The sequence below is a fragment of the Streptomyces sp. SGAir0957 genome (assembly GCF_043523415.1).
Map to the genome: position 1 here is coordinate 4658289 of NZ_CP027293.1, position 13441 is coordinate 4671729.

Sequence of the window (13441 nt, forward strand, 5' to 3'; positions counted from 1 at the left end):
ACTACCCTGGAGGGGTGACTATTCGCCTGTACGACACCAGCGCCCGGCAGACTCGCGACTTCACCCCGCTCACGCCGGGCTGTGTCTCGATCTACCTGTGTGGTGCCACCGTGCAGGCCGCCCCGCACATCGGGCACATCCGCTCGGGCCTGAACTTCGACATCATGCGCCGCTGGTTCACCTACCGCGGCTATGACGTGACGTTCGTGCGCAACGTGACGGACATCGACGACAAGATCATCAAGAAGGCGGCCGAGCAGAACCGCCCGTGGTGGTCGATCGGGTACGAGAACGAGCGGGCGTTCAACGACGCCTACACCGCCCTCGGCTGCCTGCCGCCCACCTACGAGCCGCGCGCCACCGGCCATGTCACCGAGATGGTCGAGATGATGCGCGGCCTCATCGAGCGCGGCCACGCCTACGAGGCCGACGGGAACGTCTACTTCGACGTCCGCTCCTTCCCCGGCTACCTCCAGCTGTCCAACCAGGACATCGACAACCTGCTGCAGCCGCCGGAGGAGGGCGTCACCGGCAAGCGCGACTCCCGCGACTTCGCCATGTGGAAGGCGGCCAAGGAGGGCGAGCCCAGCTGGGAGACGCCCTGGGGCCGCGGGCGGCCCGGCTGGCACCTGGAGTGCTCGGCGATGGCCCACAAGTACCTGGGCTCCGCCTTCGACATCCACGGCGGCGGCATCGACCTGATCTTCCCGCACCACGAGAACGAGATCGCCCAGGCCAAGGCGTACGGCGACGAGTTCGCCACGTACTGGGTGCACAACTCGTGGGTCACCATGGCCGGCGAGAAGATGTCGAAGTCGCTCGGCAACAGCGTCCTCGTCTCCGAGATGGTCAAGCACTGGCGGCCCATCGTGCTCCGGTACTACCTGGGCACTCCGCACTACCGCTCGACCATCGAGTACAGCGAGGACGCGCTGCGCGAGGCCGAGTCCGCGTTCGCCCGCATCGAGGGGTTCATCCAGCGCGTCGCCGAGAAGGCGGGCGGCGTCGTGGACCCGGCCGACGAGGTGCCTCCGGCCTTCGCCGAGGCCATGGACGACGACCTCGGCGTGCCGCAGGCGCTCGCCATCGTGCACACCGCCGTCCGGCAGGGGAACTCGGCGCTCGCCGCCGACGACAAGGAAGCCGCCGTGGCCCGCCTCGCCGAGGTCCGCGCCATGCTCGGCGTCCTCGGCCTCGACCCGCTCGACCCGCACTGGGCGGGCGAGAGCGACCGCGGCGAGGACCTGCACGGCGTCGTCGACACCCTGGTCCGGCTCGTGCTCGACCAGCGCGAATCGGCCCGCGCCCGCAAGGACTGGGCCACCGCCGACGCCATCCGCGACCAGCTCGGCCAGTCCGGGCTCGTCATCGAGGACAGCTCGAGCGGACCGCGCTGGAGCCTCGGCCCCCGCTGAACCCCCGAATGTGCCGCCCGCGCCGTCGGGCGGCACACTTCATAGAAGTACACACACATACACGTACATCCACGTGTTCCCGTAAGAGACAGGTAGGTCATGGCCGCCAACAACAACCGCCGCATGTCCGGCAAGAAGGGCGCGCAGGTCGGCAGTGGCGGCCAGCGGCGCAAGGGCCTCGAAGGCAAGGGCCCCACCCCGCCCGCCGAGGCGCGCAAGGGCCACAAGAAGAACCGCATCGCCAACGCGGCGGCCAAGCAGGCCGCCCGCCGCCCCACCAGCCGCACCGGCGGCCCGCGCGGCAAGTCGGCGTCCGAGATGGTCGTCGGCCGCAACCCGGTCGTCGAGGCGCTGCGCGAGGGCGTGCCCGCCTCCACGCTCTACGTCCAGCAGTTCATCGACAACGACGAGCGGGTGCGCGAGGCGCTCCAGCTCGCCGGTGAGCGCGGCGGCATCCACCTCATGGAGGCCCCGCGCCCCGAGCTGGACCGCATGACCAACGGCCTCAACCACCAGGGCCTCGTCCTCCAGGTCCCGCCGTACGAGTACGCGCACCCGGAGGACCTCGTCGCCGCCGCCTTCGACGAGGGCCAGGACCCGCTGATCGTCGCCCTCGACGGCGTCACCGACCCGCGCAACCTGGGCGCCGTCGTCCGCTCCGTCTCCGCGTTCGGCGGCCACGGCGTGGTCGTGCCCGAGCGCCGGGCCGCCGGGATGACCGCCGGCGCGTGGAAGACGTCGGCCGGTACCGCCGCCCGTACGCCCGTCGCCCGCGCGACCAACCTGACGCGCGCCCTGGAGCAGTACAAGAAGGCGGGCGTCGCGATCGTGGGCCTCGCCGCCGACGGCGACCACGAGGTCGGCGACCTCGAGGCGCTCTCCGGCCCGGTCGTCATCGTGGTCGGCAGCGAGGGCAAGGGCCTGTCCCGGCTGGTCGGCGAGACCTGCGACTTCCGCGTCCGCATCCCGATGCCGGGCGGCGCCGAGTCGCTGAACGCCGGTGTCGCCGCTGGTGTCGTGCTCTACGAGGCGTCGCGCCGCCGCGCCTGACCGGCACGTCCGCTCCGGGCCCCGCCCCTCTCACCAGCTTTGTTGCAGGTTTGACGGGGCCCGGACATTTCGGTGCGGTCAAGGCAGTGTCCTAAACACACATCACTCGGTTAGATGAGTGTGGACACCAGAACGCCCCGCACACCCTCGGGGGACCGCTCGTCGGGATTCGACGACGCTCCCGCGCTGAGCATGGTGAAGGTTCCGTGCGACCCGGCGCAGGTCATCGTCAACCACGCTAGTTTCCGCGTGCAGCTTCCCAGGGCGCAGCAGACGCAACTCCCGCGTATCGCACGGCACTTGAGCGCCATGGGGATGGCCGGAGCCGAAGCGTCGACCACCCGTATCCCCGTCATCACCGGCGCCGGCACGCCCGGCGCCCGGCGCCGCCCCGTCGTCATGCGCGGCGCCCAGGACCTCGCCGCCAGCGGCCTGCTGCAGTCCGCGCGCCGCGTGGGCGAGCCGGACGACGGTGGTGCCACACAGGTCATCCCGCGCGTCGACATGGACGGCGACCCCACCGGCGAGATGTACGCGGGCGAGGCGACCGAGGAGACGCCCGTCGTCATCGGCCGCCAGAGCGGCGGCCCCGGCACCCGGATCCTGCCGCAGATGCGCCAGTCCGGCGCCGCCTTCGAGGAGACCGGCGAACTCCAGCAGATCCCGTACGGGGACGACGGGTTCGACGGCCCCGACGGCGACGAGGAGACGGCGAACGAGACCACCGCCGCCCGGCGCTACGGACCCGTCCGGCACGCCTACTACCCGGGCCGCCGGATGAACCTCGGCGTCGTCCTCCTCCCGCTCCGCGTCTTCCTCGGCTTCATCTCCATCTACGCGGGCATGGGCAAGCTCTGCGACCCCGTCTACTTCGACGGCGGCGAGCGCGGCTCCATGGTCAAGTGGCTGAACTCGCTGCACCCGTGGGCGCTCGCCGAACCCATGCGCGACTGGGCGCTCCAGCACCCCGTCGGCGCCGGGCTCGTCATCGCCTTCGCCCAGGTCATCGTCGGTGTCCTCACCGTCCTCGGCCTGTGGCAGCGGATCGCCGCCGTCCTCGGCGCCCTGCTCTCGGCCGCGCTCCTGCTCACCGTGAGCTGGAAGACCGTCCCCGCCTACGACGCGCCCGACATCATCTACCTGGCCGCCTGGTCGCCGCTGATCATCGCGGGCGCCCCGGTCTACTCGGTCGACGGCCGCCTCGCCGCCGGTGCCTGGCGGCGGCTCGGACCCCGCACCGCCCTGTGGGACCTGCGCCGCTACGTCCTGCGCCGCGGCACCGTCATCGCCACCCTCGTCATCGGCTCCACGCTGCTCGTCGGCTCCCTGCTCGGCAGCGCCGTCCGCGACGCCGACCGCGTCACGGCCCCGGGCCCCGGCGACGCCCCGCGCAACGAGCAGCCGGGCTCCCCGCTCCCGTCCACCCCGGGCGCCGAGCAGCGCCGGTCGCAGTCCCCGTCGGCCTCGTCCAGCTCCCCGACGCAGGGCACCACGGCGAGCCCGTCCGGCGCGGCCAGCGCCCCGGGCGCCACCCGCGACTCCGGCACCGTCAGCGGCACCACGACCACCCCGACCCAGGGCGCCACGGCCGGCCAGGCCCCGCCCCGCCAGACGACTCCGCAGGAGCCCCCGGCCAGCACCACGGCCGGCCCGGCCACCAGCGGCGGCAGCACCGGCGGCGACGGCGGCACCACGTCCGACGGCGGTACGTCCTCCGGCGGCGGCGGTGGCGGCCCCGAGGAGGGCGGCAGCGGCAGCGGTGGGGGCGGCGGCAGGCTGGTGGGCGGTCTGCTCGGCTGACCCCGCTGTTCCCCACGTACGAGGAAGGGGCCCCGCACGACGGACGTGCGGGGCCCCTTCCTCGTAGGCGCAGGCGTGGGTCGTTCTCGTACGCCTACGTCTCAACGGCGCAGCGTCGCAAGCTCCTTCGCCGCCTCGCTGAGGTCCTTCGCCGTGTCGATCGCCCGCCAGTAGGCGCCCTGCGGGATCGGGAAACCGGCGAGGCGCTTGGCGCGGGCCAGCCGCGGGAACGTGGTGCGCTCGTGGTCGCCGGTGTCCGGGAGCAGCGAGGTGAACTCGGGGGAGAGGACGTACAGGCCCGCGTTGATCAGGTACGGCGACGGCGGCGCCTCGACGAAGTCCGTGATGTGGCCGAACGCGTCCGTCTCGACGGCGCCCCACGGGATGCGCGGGCGGGCGAGGGCGAGCGTGGCCGTGGCCTCGCGTTCGTGGTGGAAGTCGGCCATGTCGCGCAGCGAGAAACGGGTCCAGATGTCACCGTTCGTCGCGTACCAGGGCCGGTCCTGGTGCGGGAGGTGCCGGGCCGCGAACTTCAGGCCGCCGCCCCGGCCGAGCGGCTCCTTCTCGACGACCGTCGTGACCCGCAGCGGCAGGTCGGCCCCCTCCAGCCACTCCTGGAGGACCTCGGCGAGGTGCCCGCACGAGACGACGGCGTCGGTGACGCCCTCCTCGGCGAGCCAGGCCAGCTGATGCCCGATGATCGGCGTCCCCGTACCCGGGATCTCCACCATCGGCTTCGGCCGGTCGTCGGTGTACGGGCGCAGCCGCGAACCCTGGCCGCCCGCCAGGACGACGGCCTGGGTGGGGCGGTGGACAGAGGAGTGCGGGCCGTGCGCGGACGGTTCAACGGTCGTCATGACCGGAACTGTACGTGCGCACGGCCCGCCGGGCGGCCGATCGCGGGGTTGCTCAGGCGCGGAACCCGGCCACCCCCGATGCGAAGGAGGTGTCACAGACCGGCCGCGCGTAGGACTGGGCGCGCGCCGGACCGTACGCCTGCACCGCGGCGCGGCCCAGGGCCTTCGCGATCGACATGCAGTGCTTGGCGAGCGACGGGCGGCGGTCGACCTCCTGCTGGAGGTGGGTCAGGGCGATCCCGGGGTTGTCCTCCTGGAGCTCTTGCAGGAGGCGGTCGCGCAGGACGTCCTGCGGGGCGCGCGACTTGGCGCGGGCGGAGACATCGTGTGAGGAAGCCGTGAGGATGGAGTCCGCGTCGTTCCCGGACCAGTTGACTCGGGTGACCGCGAGGGTCCCGGAGAGCACCAGCATCACCGGCAGGACGAACGCGAGCGTGCGGGCGGCGCGGCGGGCGGGGCCCTGGCCCCGGGCTCGGCGCGGCTTCTGGGTGTAGTCAGCGGAGTGCGTCACGCGAGTGAGCGTAGCGGTCAGTGATGATTTGGCGACATTTCGTCACTCGACCGAGGGACGGGCAACTAGGTTTCTTTGCTTACGCGTTGACGCCACTGGCCTATATGTCTTACTTGCCGGGGTATTTGTCGACACGGACCGGGCCCAGGGCATATGCGCCGAAGCTGCGCGAGGGCCCCGCGCTGACGCAGCGCGGGGCCCTCGGTCGTCCTGCGGTGTATCGGTCGGTGTATCAGTCGGAGAGACGCTCACCCGTCGAGGTCGAGAAGACGTGGGTCTCGCCCGCGCGCGGCACGACGTGCAGCTGCGCGCCCTTCTCCGGCACCTGGCGGCCGTTGACCCGGACGACCAGGTCCTTGTGCTCGCCGCCGACCTGCGCGGCGCCGTAGACGTAGCCGTCGGCGCCGAGCTCCTCCACCACGTTCACCGAGACCGCGAGGCCCGCCGGGGCGTCGCTGGCGTCCTTGGTGAGGGTCTTGGCGGCCTCGCCGCCGTGCTCGACGATGTCGAAGTGCTCGGGGCGGACACCGACCGTCACCGTGGTGTCGCCCTTGTCGGCGGCGGCCTTGAGGGCCTCACGGTTGACCGGGACGACCGAGTTGCCGAACTTCACGCCGCCGTCGGTGATCGGGACCTCGACCAGGTTCATGGCGGGGGAGCCGATGAAGCCGGCGACGAAGAGGTTGGCCGGGCGGTCGTACATGTTGCGCGGCGAGTCGACCTGCTGCAGCAGACCGTCCTTGAGGACCGCGACGCGGTCGCCCATCGTCATGGCCTCGACCTGGTCGTGGGTGACGTAGACGGTGGTGATGCCGAGGCGGCGCTGGAGCGAGGCGATCTGCGTACGGGTCGACACACGGAGCTTGGCGTCGAGGTTCGACAGCGGCTCGTCCATGAGGAACACCTGGGGCTCACGCACGATGGCGCGGCCCATGGCGACACGCTGGCGCTGACCACCGGAGAGCGCCTTCGGCTTGCGGTCCAGGTACTCGGTGAGGTCGAGGATCTTCGCGGCCTCCTCGACCTTCTGCCGGATCTCCGCCTTGTTCACGCCGGCGATCTTGAGGGCGAAGCCCATGTTGTCGGCGACGCTCATGTGCGGGTACAGCGCATAGTTCTGGAACACCATGGCGATGTCCCGGTCCTTCGGCGGGAGGTGCGTGACGTCGCGGTCGCCGATGCGGATGGCTCCGCCGTTGACGTCCTCCAGACCCGCGAGCATGCGCAGGGAGGTCGACTTGCCGCAGCCGGACGGGCCGACCAGGACGAGGAACTCGCCGTCCTCGATCTCGATGTCCAGGCCGTCGACGGCGGGCTTGGTCGAACCCGGGTAGACGCGGGTCGCCTTGTCGAACGTGACAGATGCCATGGCTGTGAAGCCCCCTTCACCGGCAGGAACGTGCCGGACGATCCGTTGTAAAGGCGGGGCCGCCACGGCTCGTGCCACGGCGGCGTGAAGCATGGTGAAGCACTGGTGTAGTCCACGTGGGTGAACTGATCGGACCGTACCTGGCGGGTGGCCGGTCTGTCAGTAGTCGGGAGCCTGTGAGATTCGCCGAAATATTCGACGGGACGGCCTCCGGCGTTGGTTACACTGCTCGGGCTGCCTCCTTAGCTCAGATGGCCAGAGCAACGCACTTGTAATGCGTAGGTCGTCGGTTCGAATCCGACAGGGGGCTCCGGGACTGTCAGGAAGGGCCCCGCTTCTCGCGTCGAGGAGCGGGGCCCTTTCGTGTCAGTGCTCGTGTCAGTGGCGGCCCGTGAGGCGGTCGGCCAGGTTGGCCAGGCGGGAGGACGTGGCCGCGTGCGTGGTCCGCTCCCGGCGGTCCGCTGTGCGGTAGGTGGCGTACAGGCCGTGCACGCCGAGCCAGCGGAAGGGTTCGGGCTCCCATTTGCGGACCTTGTGGTTGGTCCAGGGGAGGGTCGTGAGGTCGGTGGGGCCGGACTGGCCCGAGTCCTGCTGGACCAGGTCGCGCAGGGTGCGGGCGGCCAGGTTGGAGGTGGCGACGCCGGAGCCGACGTAGCCGCCCGCCCAGCCGAGGCCGGTCGAGCGGTCCAGGGCGACGGTGGCGCACCAGTCGCGGGGGACGCCGAGGACGCCGGACCAGGTGTGGGTGACGGGGACGCCGGTGAGTTGCGGGAAGAGGCCCGTCAGGAGGTGGGTCAGGGAGGCGACCGTCGCCGGGTGCGTGCGGCCGTCGGCGTCGGTGCGGGAGGCGTAGCGGTAGGGGTGGCCGCGGCCGCCGAGGGCGATGCGGTCGTCGGCGGTGCGCTGGGCGTAGAGGTAGGCGTGGGCCATGTCGCCGAGGGTTTCGCGGCCTTCCCAGCCGATCGAGTCCCATTGGGCGGGGGTGAGCGGGGCCGTGGCGATCATGGAGGAGTTCATGGGGAGCCAGGTGCGGCGGCTGCCCTTGAGGGACGCGGTGAAGCCTTCGGTGCAGCGCAGGATGTAGGGGGCGCGGACCGTGCCGTAGGGGGTGACGGCGTGCTTGGGCTCGATCTCCGTGACCGGGGTCGATTCGTGGATCGTGACGCCGAGCGACTCCACCGCGCGGGCCAGGCCCTTGAGGAGTTTCACCGGGTGGAGGCGGGCGCCGTGCGGGGTCCAGGTGGAGCCGACGGCGCCGGCGACGCGGACGCGGTCGGTGGTCTCGCGGGCGCCGTGCAGGGTGCGGTCCTTCTCGCCGTACGAGACCTCCGTGGCGTGGAAGGACTTGAGGCGGGCCAATTGGGCCGGGGTGTAGGCGACTTCGAGGACGCCGCCGTGGTGGATGTCCGCGTCGATGGATTCCGCGCGGGCCACGTCGATGACCTCGCTCACCGTGGCGTTCATGGCCTGCTGGAGGCGGACGGCGGCGTCGTGGCCGTGCAGGGCTGCGTAGCGGTCGCGCCCGGCGATGCCGTTGTAGAGCCAGCCGCCGTTGCGCCCCGAGGCGCCGTAGCCGCAGAACTTCTGTTCAAGGACGGTGATGCGGAGGAAGGGGGCGGCCTTCTTCAGGTAGTAGGCCGTCCACAGGCCCGTGTAGCCGCCGCCGACGATGACGACGTCGGCGCTCGCGTCGCCGGTGAGGGGCTCGCGGGGTGCGGGCAGGCCGTCGTCCGCGTACCAGAACGATATGCCGCCGTTGGCGGGGCCGGCCGCGCCGCTGCCGATGCTGTTCGCGCTGCTCATGGCGGTGGACGTTACTGCGCGGGGCGGGTGAGCGGCAGGGGTCGGCCGCGGCCTTTGGCGAGCGGGAGGCAGGCGAGGCCGATGAGGAGGGCGGTGAGGTGGCCGAGGTCGGTGAAGGTGCGGGTGGCGGCGAGGGGGCCGCCGTACAGGAGGAGGGCCGCCACCAGGTACGCGTAGCGCCACGGTGGGGCGATGCGGTAGGTGAGGACGCCGATGCTGCCCGCCAGGGCATAACTGACGCCGATGTCCAGGGTGTTGACGGCGGACGGGGGCGCGTGGCCGGTGCGGATGGCCCAGAGGAGGGCGCCTTCGCTGATCAGGGTGGCGAGGATGTGCGCGGCGGCGACGACCACGAGCCAGCGCGGGGTGGAGAGCCAGCGTTCGGCCTGGGCGTGGAAGACGGTGTAGAGCACGGCGTACGGCCACCAGCTGCCGCCGTCGACCCAGAGCGCGGAGGAGACGAGGACGCGGACGGGGTGCGTCGAGAGTTCATGGAGGTTGGTCGAGCGTTGGCGCAGGAAGGCGTGCTCGACGTGCGGGTCCATGTGGTGCAGCGCGACGGTGGTGAAGAAGAGCGCGGTCAGCCAGAGGTACGTGCAGGGGGCGCGGCGGACGTACGACCCGGCGAGCGTTCCTGCGCGGCGGAGAAAAAGGCGCATGGTCGATTCAGGCACGCGGGTAGGGTCGGCCGCGTGATCGACATTCCGGAGGGGCTCGCACGGTCGCAGGCGGAGTACGCGGGGGAGGCGGGCCGCGCGTTCATCGCGGCGCTGCCCGCGCGGGTGGAGGAGTTCGTCGAGCGGTGGGATCTGCGGCTCGACGGGGCGCCGATGCACGGCGTCGCGGCGCTGGTGCTGCCGGTGGTGCGGCGGGCGGACGGGGTGCCCGCGGTGGTGAAGTTCCAGGTGCTCGACGAGGAGACCGAGGGGGAGCCCGTCGCGCTGCGGGTCTGGGGCGGCGACGGTGCGGTGCGCCTGCTCGACCATGACGCCGGTACGGGCACGATGCTGCTCGAACGGCTGGACGCCGGGCGGATGTTGAGCACGGTGGAGGACAGCCGCGAGGCCGTCCTGGTCATCGCCGAGCTGCTCGCGCGGCTCACGGCCGGGCCCGCGCCCGAGGGGATGCGGCGCCTGGACGACATCGCCGCGCGGATGCTGGCGGACGTGCCGGCGGCGCTGCCCGCGATCGCCGATCCGGGGCGGCGGGCCGTGGTGGCGTCCTGCGCGGCGGCGCTGCGGGAGGTCGCGGCCGAGCCCGCGGGGGACCGGCTGCTCCATTGGGACCTGCACTTCGAGAACGTGCTCGCGAGCGAGCGGGAGCCGTGGGTCGCCATCGACCCGAAGCCGCTCGCCGGTGACCCGGGCTTCGACCTGTGGCCCGCGCTCGACAACCGCTTCGAGCCGGAGGAGGTGCGGTGGCGGTTCGACGCGATGACGGACGTCCTCGGCCTCGACCGGGACCGGGCGCGGGCGTGGACGCTGGGCCGGGTGCTGCAGAACGCGCTGTGGGACGTCAAGGACGGGCGCGACCTCGCGGCGGACGATCTGGAGATCGCGGGACGGTTGCTGGGGGGACGGTGAGCGCCGGGGCGGCGGGGGTTAGCCTGCGCGCATGATTCGAGCTGCCGGCCCCGCCGACGTGTCCGTCATCCACGCCATGGTGCGTGAACTCGCCGCGTACGAGCGCTGCCTCGACGAGGCGCGGGCCACCGAGGAGCAACTGCGGGAGGCGCTGTTCGGCGAGCGCCCGGCGGCGTTCGCGCACATCGCCGAGGACGACGGGAGCGGGGAGCCGGTCGGGTTCGCGCTGTGGTTCCTGAACTTCTCGACATGGCGCGGGGTGCACGGGATCTACCTGGAGGACCTGTACGTGCGCCCGGAGGCGCGGGGCGGCGGGCACGGGAAGGCGCTGCTCACCGAGCTGGCGCGGATCTGCGTCCAGCGCGGGTACGGGCGCCTGGAGTGGTCCGTCCTCGACTGGAACGAGCCCTCGATCGACTTCTACCGCGCGCTCGGGGCCCGGCCGCAGGACGAGTGGAGCGTGTACCGGCTGACGGGGGAGGCGCTCGACAAGCTCGGAGGGTGACCGCCCCGGCCGCCTGGGACCGGCCCTAGGGTTCCAGGACCACCTTGCCCGTCGTGCCGCGCGTCTCCAGCGCCCGGTGTGCCGCCGCTGCCTCCGCGAGCGGGAAGCGGTGGACGGCCGGGGTGAGGACGCCGCGGCCCGCGAGGTCCAGCGCGGCGACTTCCAGGGTGCGGATCGGGTGGTCGCCGCCCGCCTTGCGCAGCATGGCCGGTCCGAGGACCTCTTCCTGTACGAGGCCGCGGCGGGCCCGTTCGCCCTCGTCGAGGAGCCGGGGGCCGCCGGTGTCGCCGATGCCCTGTCCCGACCAGCCGAAGATGACGTGGTGGCCGCCGGGGCCGAGCAGGTCGAGGGCGGCGGTGGCGACGGGCCCGCCGACGCCGTCGTAGAGGACGGTGGCCTTGCGGCCGAGGCGTACGAGGAAGTCGGCGGCCTGCCCCGGCCAGTCGGGGTCCTTGTAGTCGAGGGCGAGGTCCGCGCCGTTGGCCGCGACCAGCGCTTGTTTCGCCGGGCCGCCCGCCAGGCCGATGACCGTGCCGCCCGCGTGCTTCACGTACTGGACGAGGAGGGTGCCGATGCCGCCCGCCGCCGCCGGGACGAGCGCGACGGTGTCGGGGGTGGTCTCGGTGAAGTTGAGGATGCCGAGGGCGGTGCGGCCGGTGCCGATCATGGCGACGGCCCCGGCGGCGTCGAGCCCGGTGGGGACCGTGTGGAGGCGGTCCGCGTCCGTGACGGCGAGTTCGGCGTAGCCGCCGGGGGCGAAACCCAGGTGGGCGACGACCTTGCGGCCCAGCCAGGCCGGGTCGGTGTCCGGGCCGAGGGCGTCGACGGTGCCCGCGACTTCGCGGCCGGGGACGGTCGGCAGGTCGGGGAGGCGGGGCAGGGGGCCTTGGACGCCGGTGCGGATGGCGGTGTCGATGAGGTGGACGCCCGCGGCCTCGACGGCGATACGGACCTGGCCGGGTCCTGGCTCGGGGTCGTCGGTCTTCTCGTAGGTCAGGTTCTCGGCGGGGCCGAAGGCGTGGAGGCGGATGGCGTGCATGGCTGCTCCCTCGTGCCGTGGGACCGCGCTGCCGGGGCGCGGGCGGTCGTGGCGTCGGTGTCCGGCTCGGTCGGGGCTCGACTGCGTCAGTGCTCGACGTCGCCGGTGCTCGACCTCGTCAGTGTTCGACTTCGTCAGTGTTCGACTTCGTCAGTGCTCGACGTCGTCAGTGTTCGACCTCGACCGCGCTTGAGGTCAAGGGCGGCCGACCGGGCGCCGGGGGTTGTCAGTGGGGGAGGGCAGCATGGGGACATGGCAGCGGACAGGAGTGGCGGGGCGGCGAAGGTGAAGAGGGCGCGGCGGGCGGAGGTGCGGCTGCCTCCGCTGGTGCCGTGGGAGGAGGGCGGACGCCTGGAGCCGGACGGGGACTACGACGGGCTCGCGTTCGAGGGGGCGGACTTCGCGGGGCAGGACGGGGCCGGGGCGCGGTTCATGGACTGCGCCGTCCGGGCCTGCGGCTTCGACGACGCGGGGCTGCGGCGTGCGCGGTTCCTGGACTCGGTGCTGACCGGGGTCAGAGGCGTCGGTACGGATCTCGCGGAGGCGACGCTGCGGGACGTGGAGGTGGCGGACGCGCGGCTCGGCGGGGTGCAGCTGCACGGGGCCGTGCTCGAACGGGTCGTCATCAGCGGCGGGAAGATCGACTACCTGAACCTGCGCAAGGCACGCCTCAAGGACGTGGTCTTCGACGGGTGTGTGCTGGTGGAGCCCGATTTCGGGGGTGCGCGCCTGGAGCGGGTGGAGTTCCCGGGGTGCGTGCTGAAGGGGGCGGATCTGACGGGCGTGACGATGACGGACGTCGACCTGCGGGGCGCGGCGGAGCTGGGGATCGCGCGGGGCGTGGACCGGCTGGGCGGCGCGGTGATCTCGCCGCCGCAGCTCTTCGACCTGGCTCCCGCGTTCGCGGCGCAGTTGGGGGTGCGGGTGGTGGGGTGAGCCGTGCCGTCGAGGGCACGGGTCAGCGGTGCTCGGGGAGGCGGGGGAAGCGGGCCTGGAGGTCCCAGATCGCCGGGTTCTCCGTGAGGTCCTCGTGCATGTCGCCGAGGTCGGCGATGAGGTCGTGCAGGAAGTCGCGGGCCTCGCGGCGCAGTTCCGCGTGGGAGAAGGTCAGCGGGGGTTCGTGGCCGGGCATCCAGTCGGCCTCCACGTCGACCCAGCCGAAGCGGCGCTCGAAGATCATGCGGTCGGTGGACTCGGTGAAGTCCAGCTCCGCGTACTGGGGGGTGGCGCTGCGGCTGCCGCGCGGGTCGCGGTCCAGCCGCTCGACGATGTCGCACAGCGCCCACGCGAAGTCGAGCACCGGCACCCATCCCCAGGCTGTGGACAGTTCCCGGTCGGCCTTGGTGTCGGCCAGGTAGACGTCGCCGCAGAACAGGTCGTGGCGCAGCGCGTGGACGTCCGCGCGGCGGTAGTCCGTCTGCGGGGGGTCCGGGAAGCGGCGGGAGAGGGCGTAACCGATGTCGAGCACGTAAGGGATGGTGTCACGGCCCGTGGGCCCCCCGGGCGGGG

13 protein-coding genes and 1 tRNA gene are annotated in these 13441 nt (G+C 72.4%); 7 read left to right on the forward strand and 7 right to left on the reverse strand.

Annotation, left to right across the window (positions count from 1 at the left end; translation table 11 throughout):
* Positions 1–14 precede the first annotated feature (14 nt).
* The 3 genes from cysS to C1N81_RS25760 all read left to right on the forward strand — a co-directional run bounded on the left by cysS (position 15) and on the right by C1N81_RS25760 (position 4265).
* A complete protein-coding gene (gene cysS, locus C1N81_RS25750; RefSeq protein WP_394432916.1) occupies positions 15–1415 on the forward strand; it encodes a cysteine--tRNA ligase in 1401 nt (466 codons plus the stop codon).
* A gap of 99 nt (positions 1416–1514) precedes the next feature.
* The gene (rlmB, locus tag C1N81_RS25755; protein ID WP_394432918.1) at positions 1515–2465 is read left to right on the forward strand and encodes a 23S rRNA (guanosine(2251)-2'-O)-methyltransferase RlmB; all 951 of its coding nucleotides are present in this window, start codon (positions 1515–1517) and stop codon (positions 2463–2465) included.
* A gap of 120 nt (positions 2466–2585) precedes the next feature.
* On the forward strand, positions 2586–4265 hold the full coding sequence (locus tag C1N81_RS25760) for a DoxX family protein (RefSeq protein ID WP_394438221.1): 1680 nt from the start codon (positions 2586–2588) through the stop codon (positions 4263–4265).
* Between the two features lie 101 nt (positions 4266–4366).
* Here the strand turns inward: C1N81_RS25760 and C1N81_RS25765 are convergent, their stop codons facing one another.
* The 3 genes from C1N81_RS25765 to C1N81_RS25775 form a co-directional block, all read right to left on the reverse strand.
* A complete protein-coding gene (locus C1N81_RS25765; RefSeq protein WP_394432920.1) occupies positions 4367–5122 on the reverse strand; it encodes a nucleotidyltransferase family protein in 756 nt (251 codons plus the stop codon).
* Between the two features lie 52 nt (positions 5123–5174).
* A complete protein-coding gene (locus C1N81_RS25770) occupies positions 5175–5633 on the reverse strand; it encodes a hypothetical protein (RefSeq protein ID WP_394432922.1) in 459 nt (152 codons plus the stop codon).
* Positions 5634–5865: 232 nt separating this feature from the next.
* Entirely contained in the window at positions 5866–7002 is a 1137-nt protein-coding gene (locus C1N81_RS25775) for an ABC transporter ATP-binding protein (RefSeq protein ID WP_394432924.1), read from the reverse strand.
* A gap of 236 nt (positions 7003–7238) precedes the next feature.
* Between C1N81_RS25775 and C1N81_RS25780 the strand changes: the two genes are divergently transcribed.
* Positions 7239–7312: transfer RNA gene (locus C1N81_RS25780), tRNA-Thr, on the forward strand.
* Positions 7313–7380: 68 nt separating this feature from the next.
* On the opposite strand, the gene C1N81_RS25785 is transcribed toward C1N81_RS25780, so the two are convergent.
* Positions 7381–8805 (reverse strand): NAD(P)/FAD-dependent oxidoreductase, encoded by a 1425-nt coding sequence (locus C1N81_RS25785; protein ID WP_394432926.1) that lies wholly within the window; start codon positions 8803–8805, stop codon positions 7381–7383.
* 11 nt (positions 8806–8816) lie between these two features.
* A complete protein-coding gene (locus tag C1N81_RS25790) occupies positions 8817–9464 on the reverse strand; it encodes a rhomboid-like protein (protein WP_394438223.1) in 648 nt (215 codons plus the stop codon).
* A gap of 33 nt (positions 9465–9497) precedes the next feature.
* Between C1N81_RS25790 and C1N81_RS25795 the strand changes: the two genes are divergently transcribed.
* Together C1N81_RS25795 and C1N81_RS25800 are read left to right on the forward strand one after the other, a co-directional pair.
* On the forward strand, positions 9498–10388 hold the full coding sequence (locus C1N81_RS25795; RefSeq protein ID WP_394432927.1) for an aminoglycoside phosphotransferase family protein: 891 nt from the start codon (positions 9498–9500) through the stop codon (positions 10386–10388).
* A 31-nt stretch (positions 10389–10419) separates the two neighbouring features.
* Positions 10420–10893: a GNAT family N-acetyltransferase gene (locus C1N81_RS25800; RefSeq protein WP_394432929.1), complete on the forward strand. Its 474-nt coding sequence runs from the start codon at positions 10420–10422 to the stop codon at positions 10891–10893.
* Between the two features lie 25 nt (positions 10894–10918).
* On the opposite strand, the gene C1N81_RS25805 is transcribed toward C1N81_RS25800, so the two are convergent.
* Entirely contained in the window at positions 10919–11932 is a 1014-nt protein-coding gene (locus C1N81_RS25805; protein WP_394432931.1) for a zinc-binding dehydrogenase, read from the reverse strand.
* A 252-nt stretch (positions 11933–12184) separates the two neighbouring features.
* Here C1N81_RS25805 and C1N81_RS25810 point away from each other — a divergent pair, with 252 nt between their 5' ends.
* The gene (locus tag C1N81_RS25810; protein WP_394432932.1) at positions 12185–12868 is read left to right on the forward strand and encodes a pentapeptide repeat-containing protein; all 684 of its coding nucleotides are present in this window, start codon (positions 12185–12187) and stop codon (positions 12866–12868) included.
* Between the two features lie 22 nt (positions 12869–12890).
* Here C1N81_RS25810 and C1N81_RS25815 read toward each other — a convergent pair whose 3' ends face one another.
* Positions 12891–13400 (reverse strand): hypothetical protein, encoded by a 510-nt coding sequence (locus tag C1N81_RS25815; protein ID WP_394432934.1) that lies wholly within the window; start codon positions 13398–13400, stop codon positions 12891–12893.
* Between the last annotated feature and the right edge of the window lie 41 nt (positions 13401–13441).

Excerpts from the sequence above, each read along its gene's own strand:
- rlmB (WP_394432918.1), top strand. The coding sequence starts at position 1,515 with ATGGCCGCCAACAACAACCGCCGCATGTCCGGCAAGAAGGGCGCGCAG.
- C1N81_RS25765 (WP_394432920.1), bottom strand. The coding sequence starts at position 5,122 with ATGACGACCGTTGAACCGTCCGCGCACGGCCCGCACTCCTCTGTCCAC.
- C1N81_RS25775 (WP_394432924.1), bottom strand. The coding sequence starts at position 7,002 with ATGGCATCTGTCACGTTCGACAAGGCGACCCGCGTCTACCCGGGTTCG.
- C1N81_RS25785 (WP_394432926.1), bottom strand. The coding sequence starts at position 8,805 with ATGAGCAGCGCGAACAGCATCGGCAGCGGCGCGGCCGGCCCCGCCAAC.
- C1N81_RS25790 (WP_394438223.1), bottom strand. The coding sequence starts at position 9,464 with ATGCGCCTTTTTCTCCGCCGCGCAGGAACGCTCGCCGGGTCGTACGTC.
- C1N81_RS25800 (WP_394432929.1), top strand. The coding sequence starts at position 10,420 with ATGATTCGAGCTGCCGGCCCCGCCGACGTGTCCGTCATCCACGCCATG.
- C1N81_RS25805 (WP_394432931.1), bottom strand. The coding sequence starts at position 11,932 with ATGCACGCCATCCGCCTCCACGCCTTCGGCCCCGCCGAGAACCTGACC.
- C1N81_RS25810 (WP_394432932.1), top strand. The coding sequence starts at position 12,185 with ATGGCAGCGGACAGGAGTGGCGGGGCGGCGAAGGTGAAGAGGGCGCGG.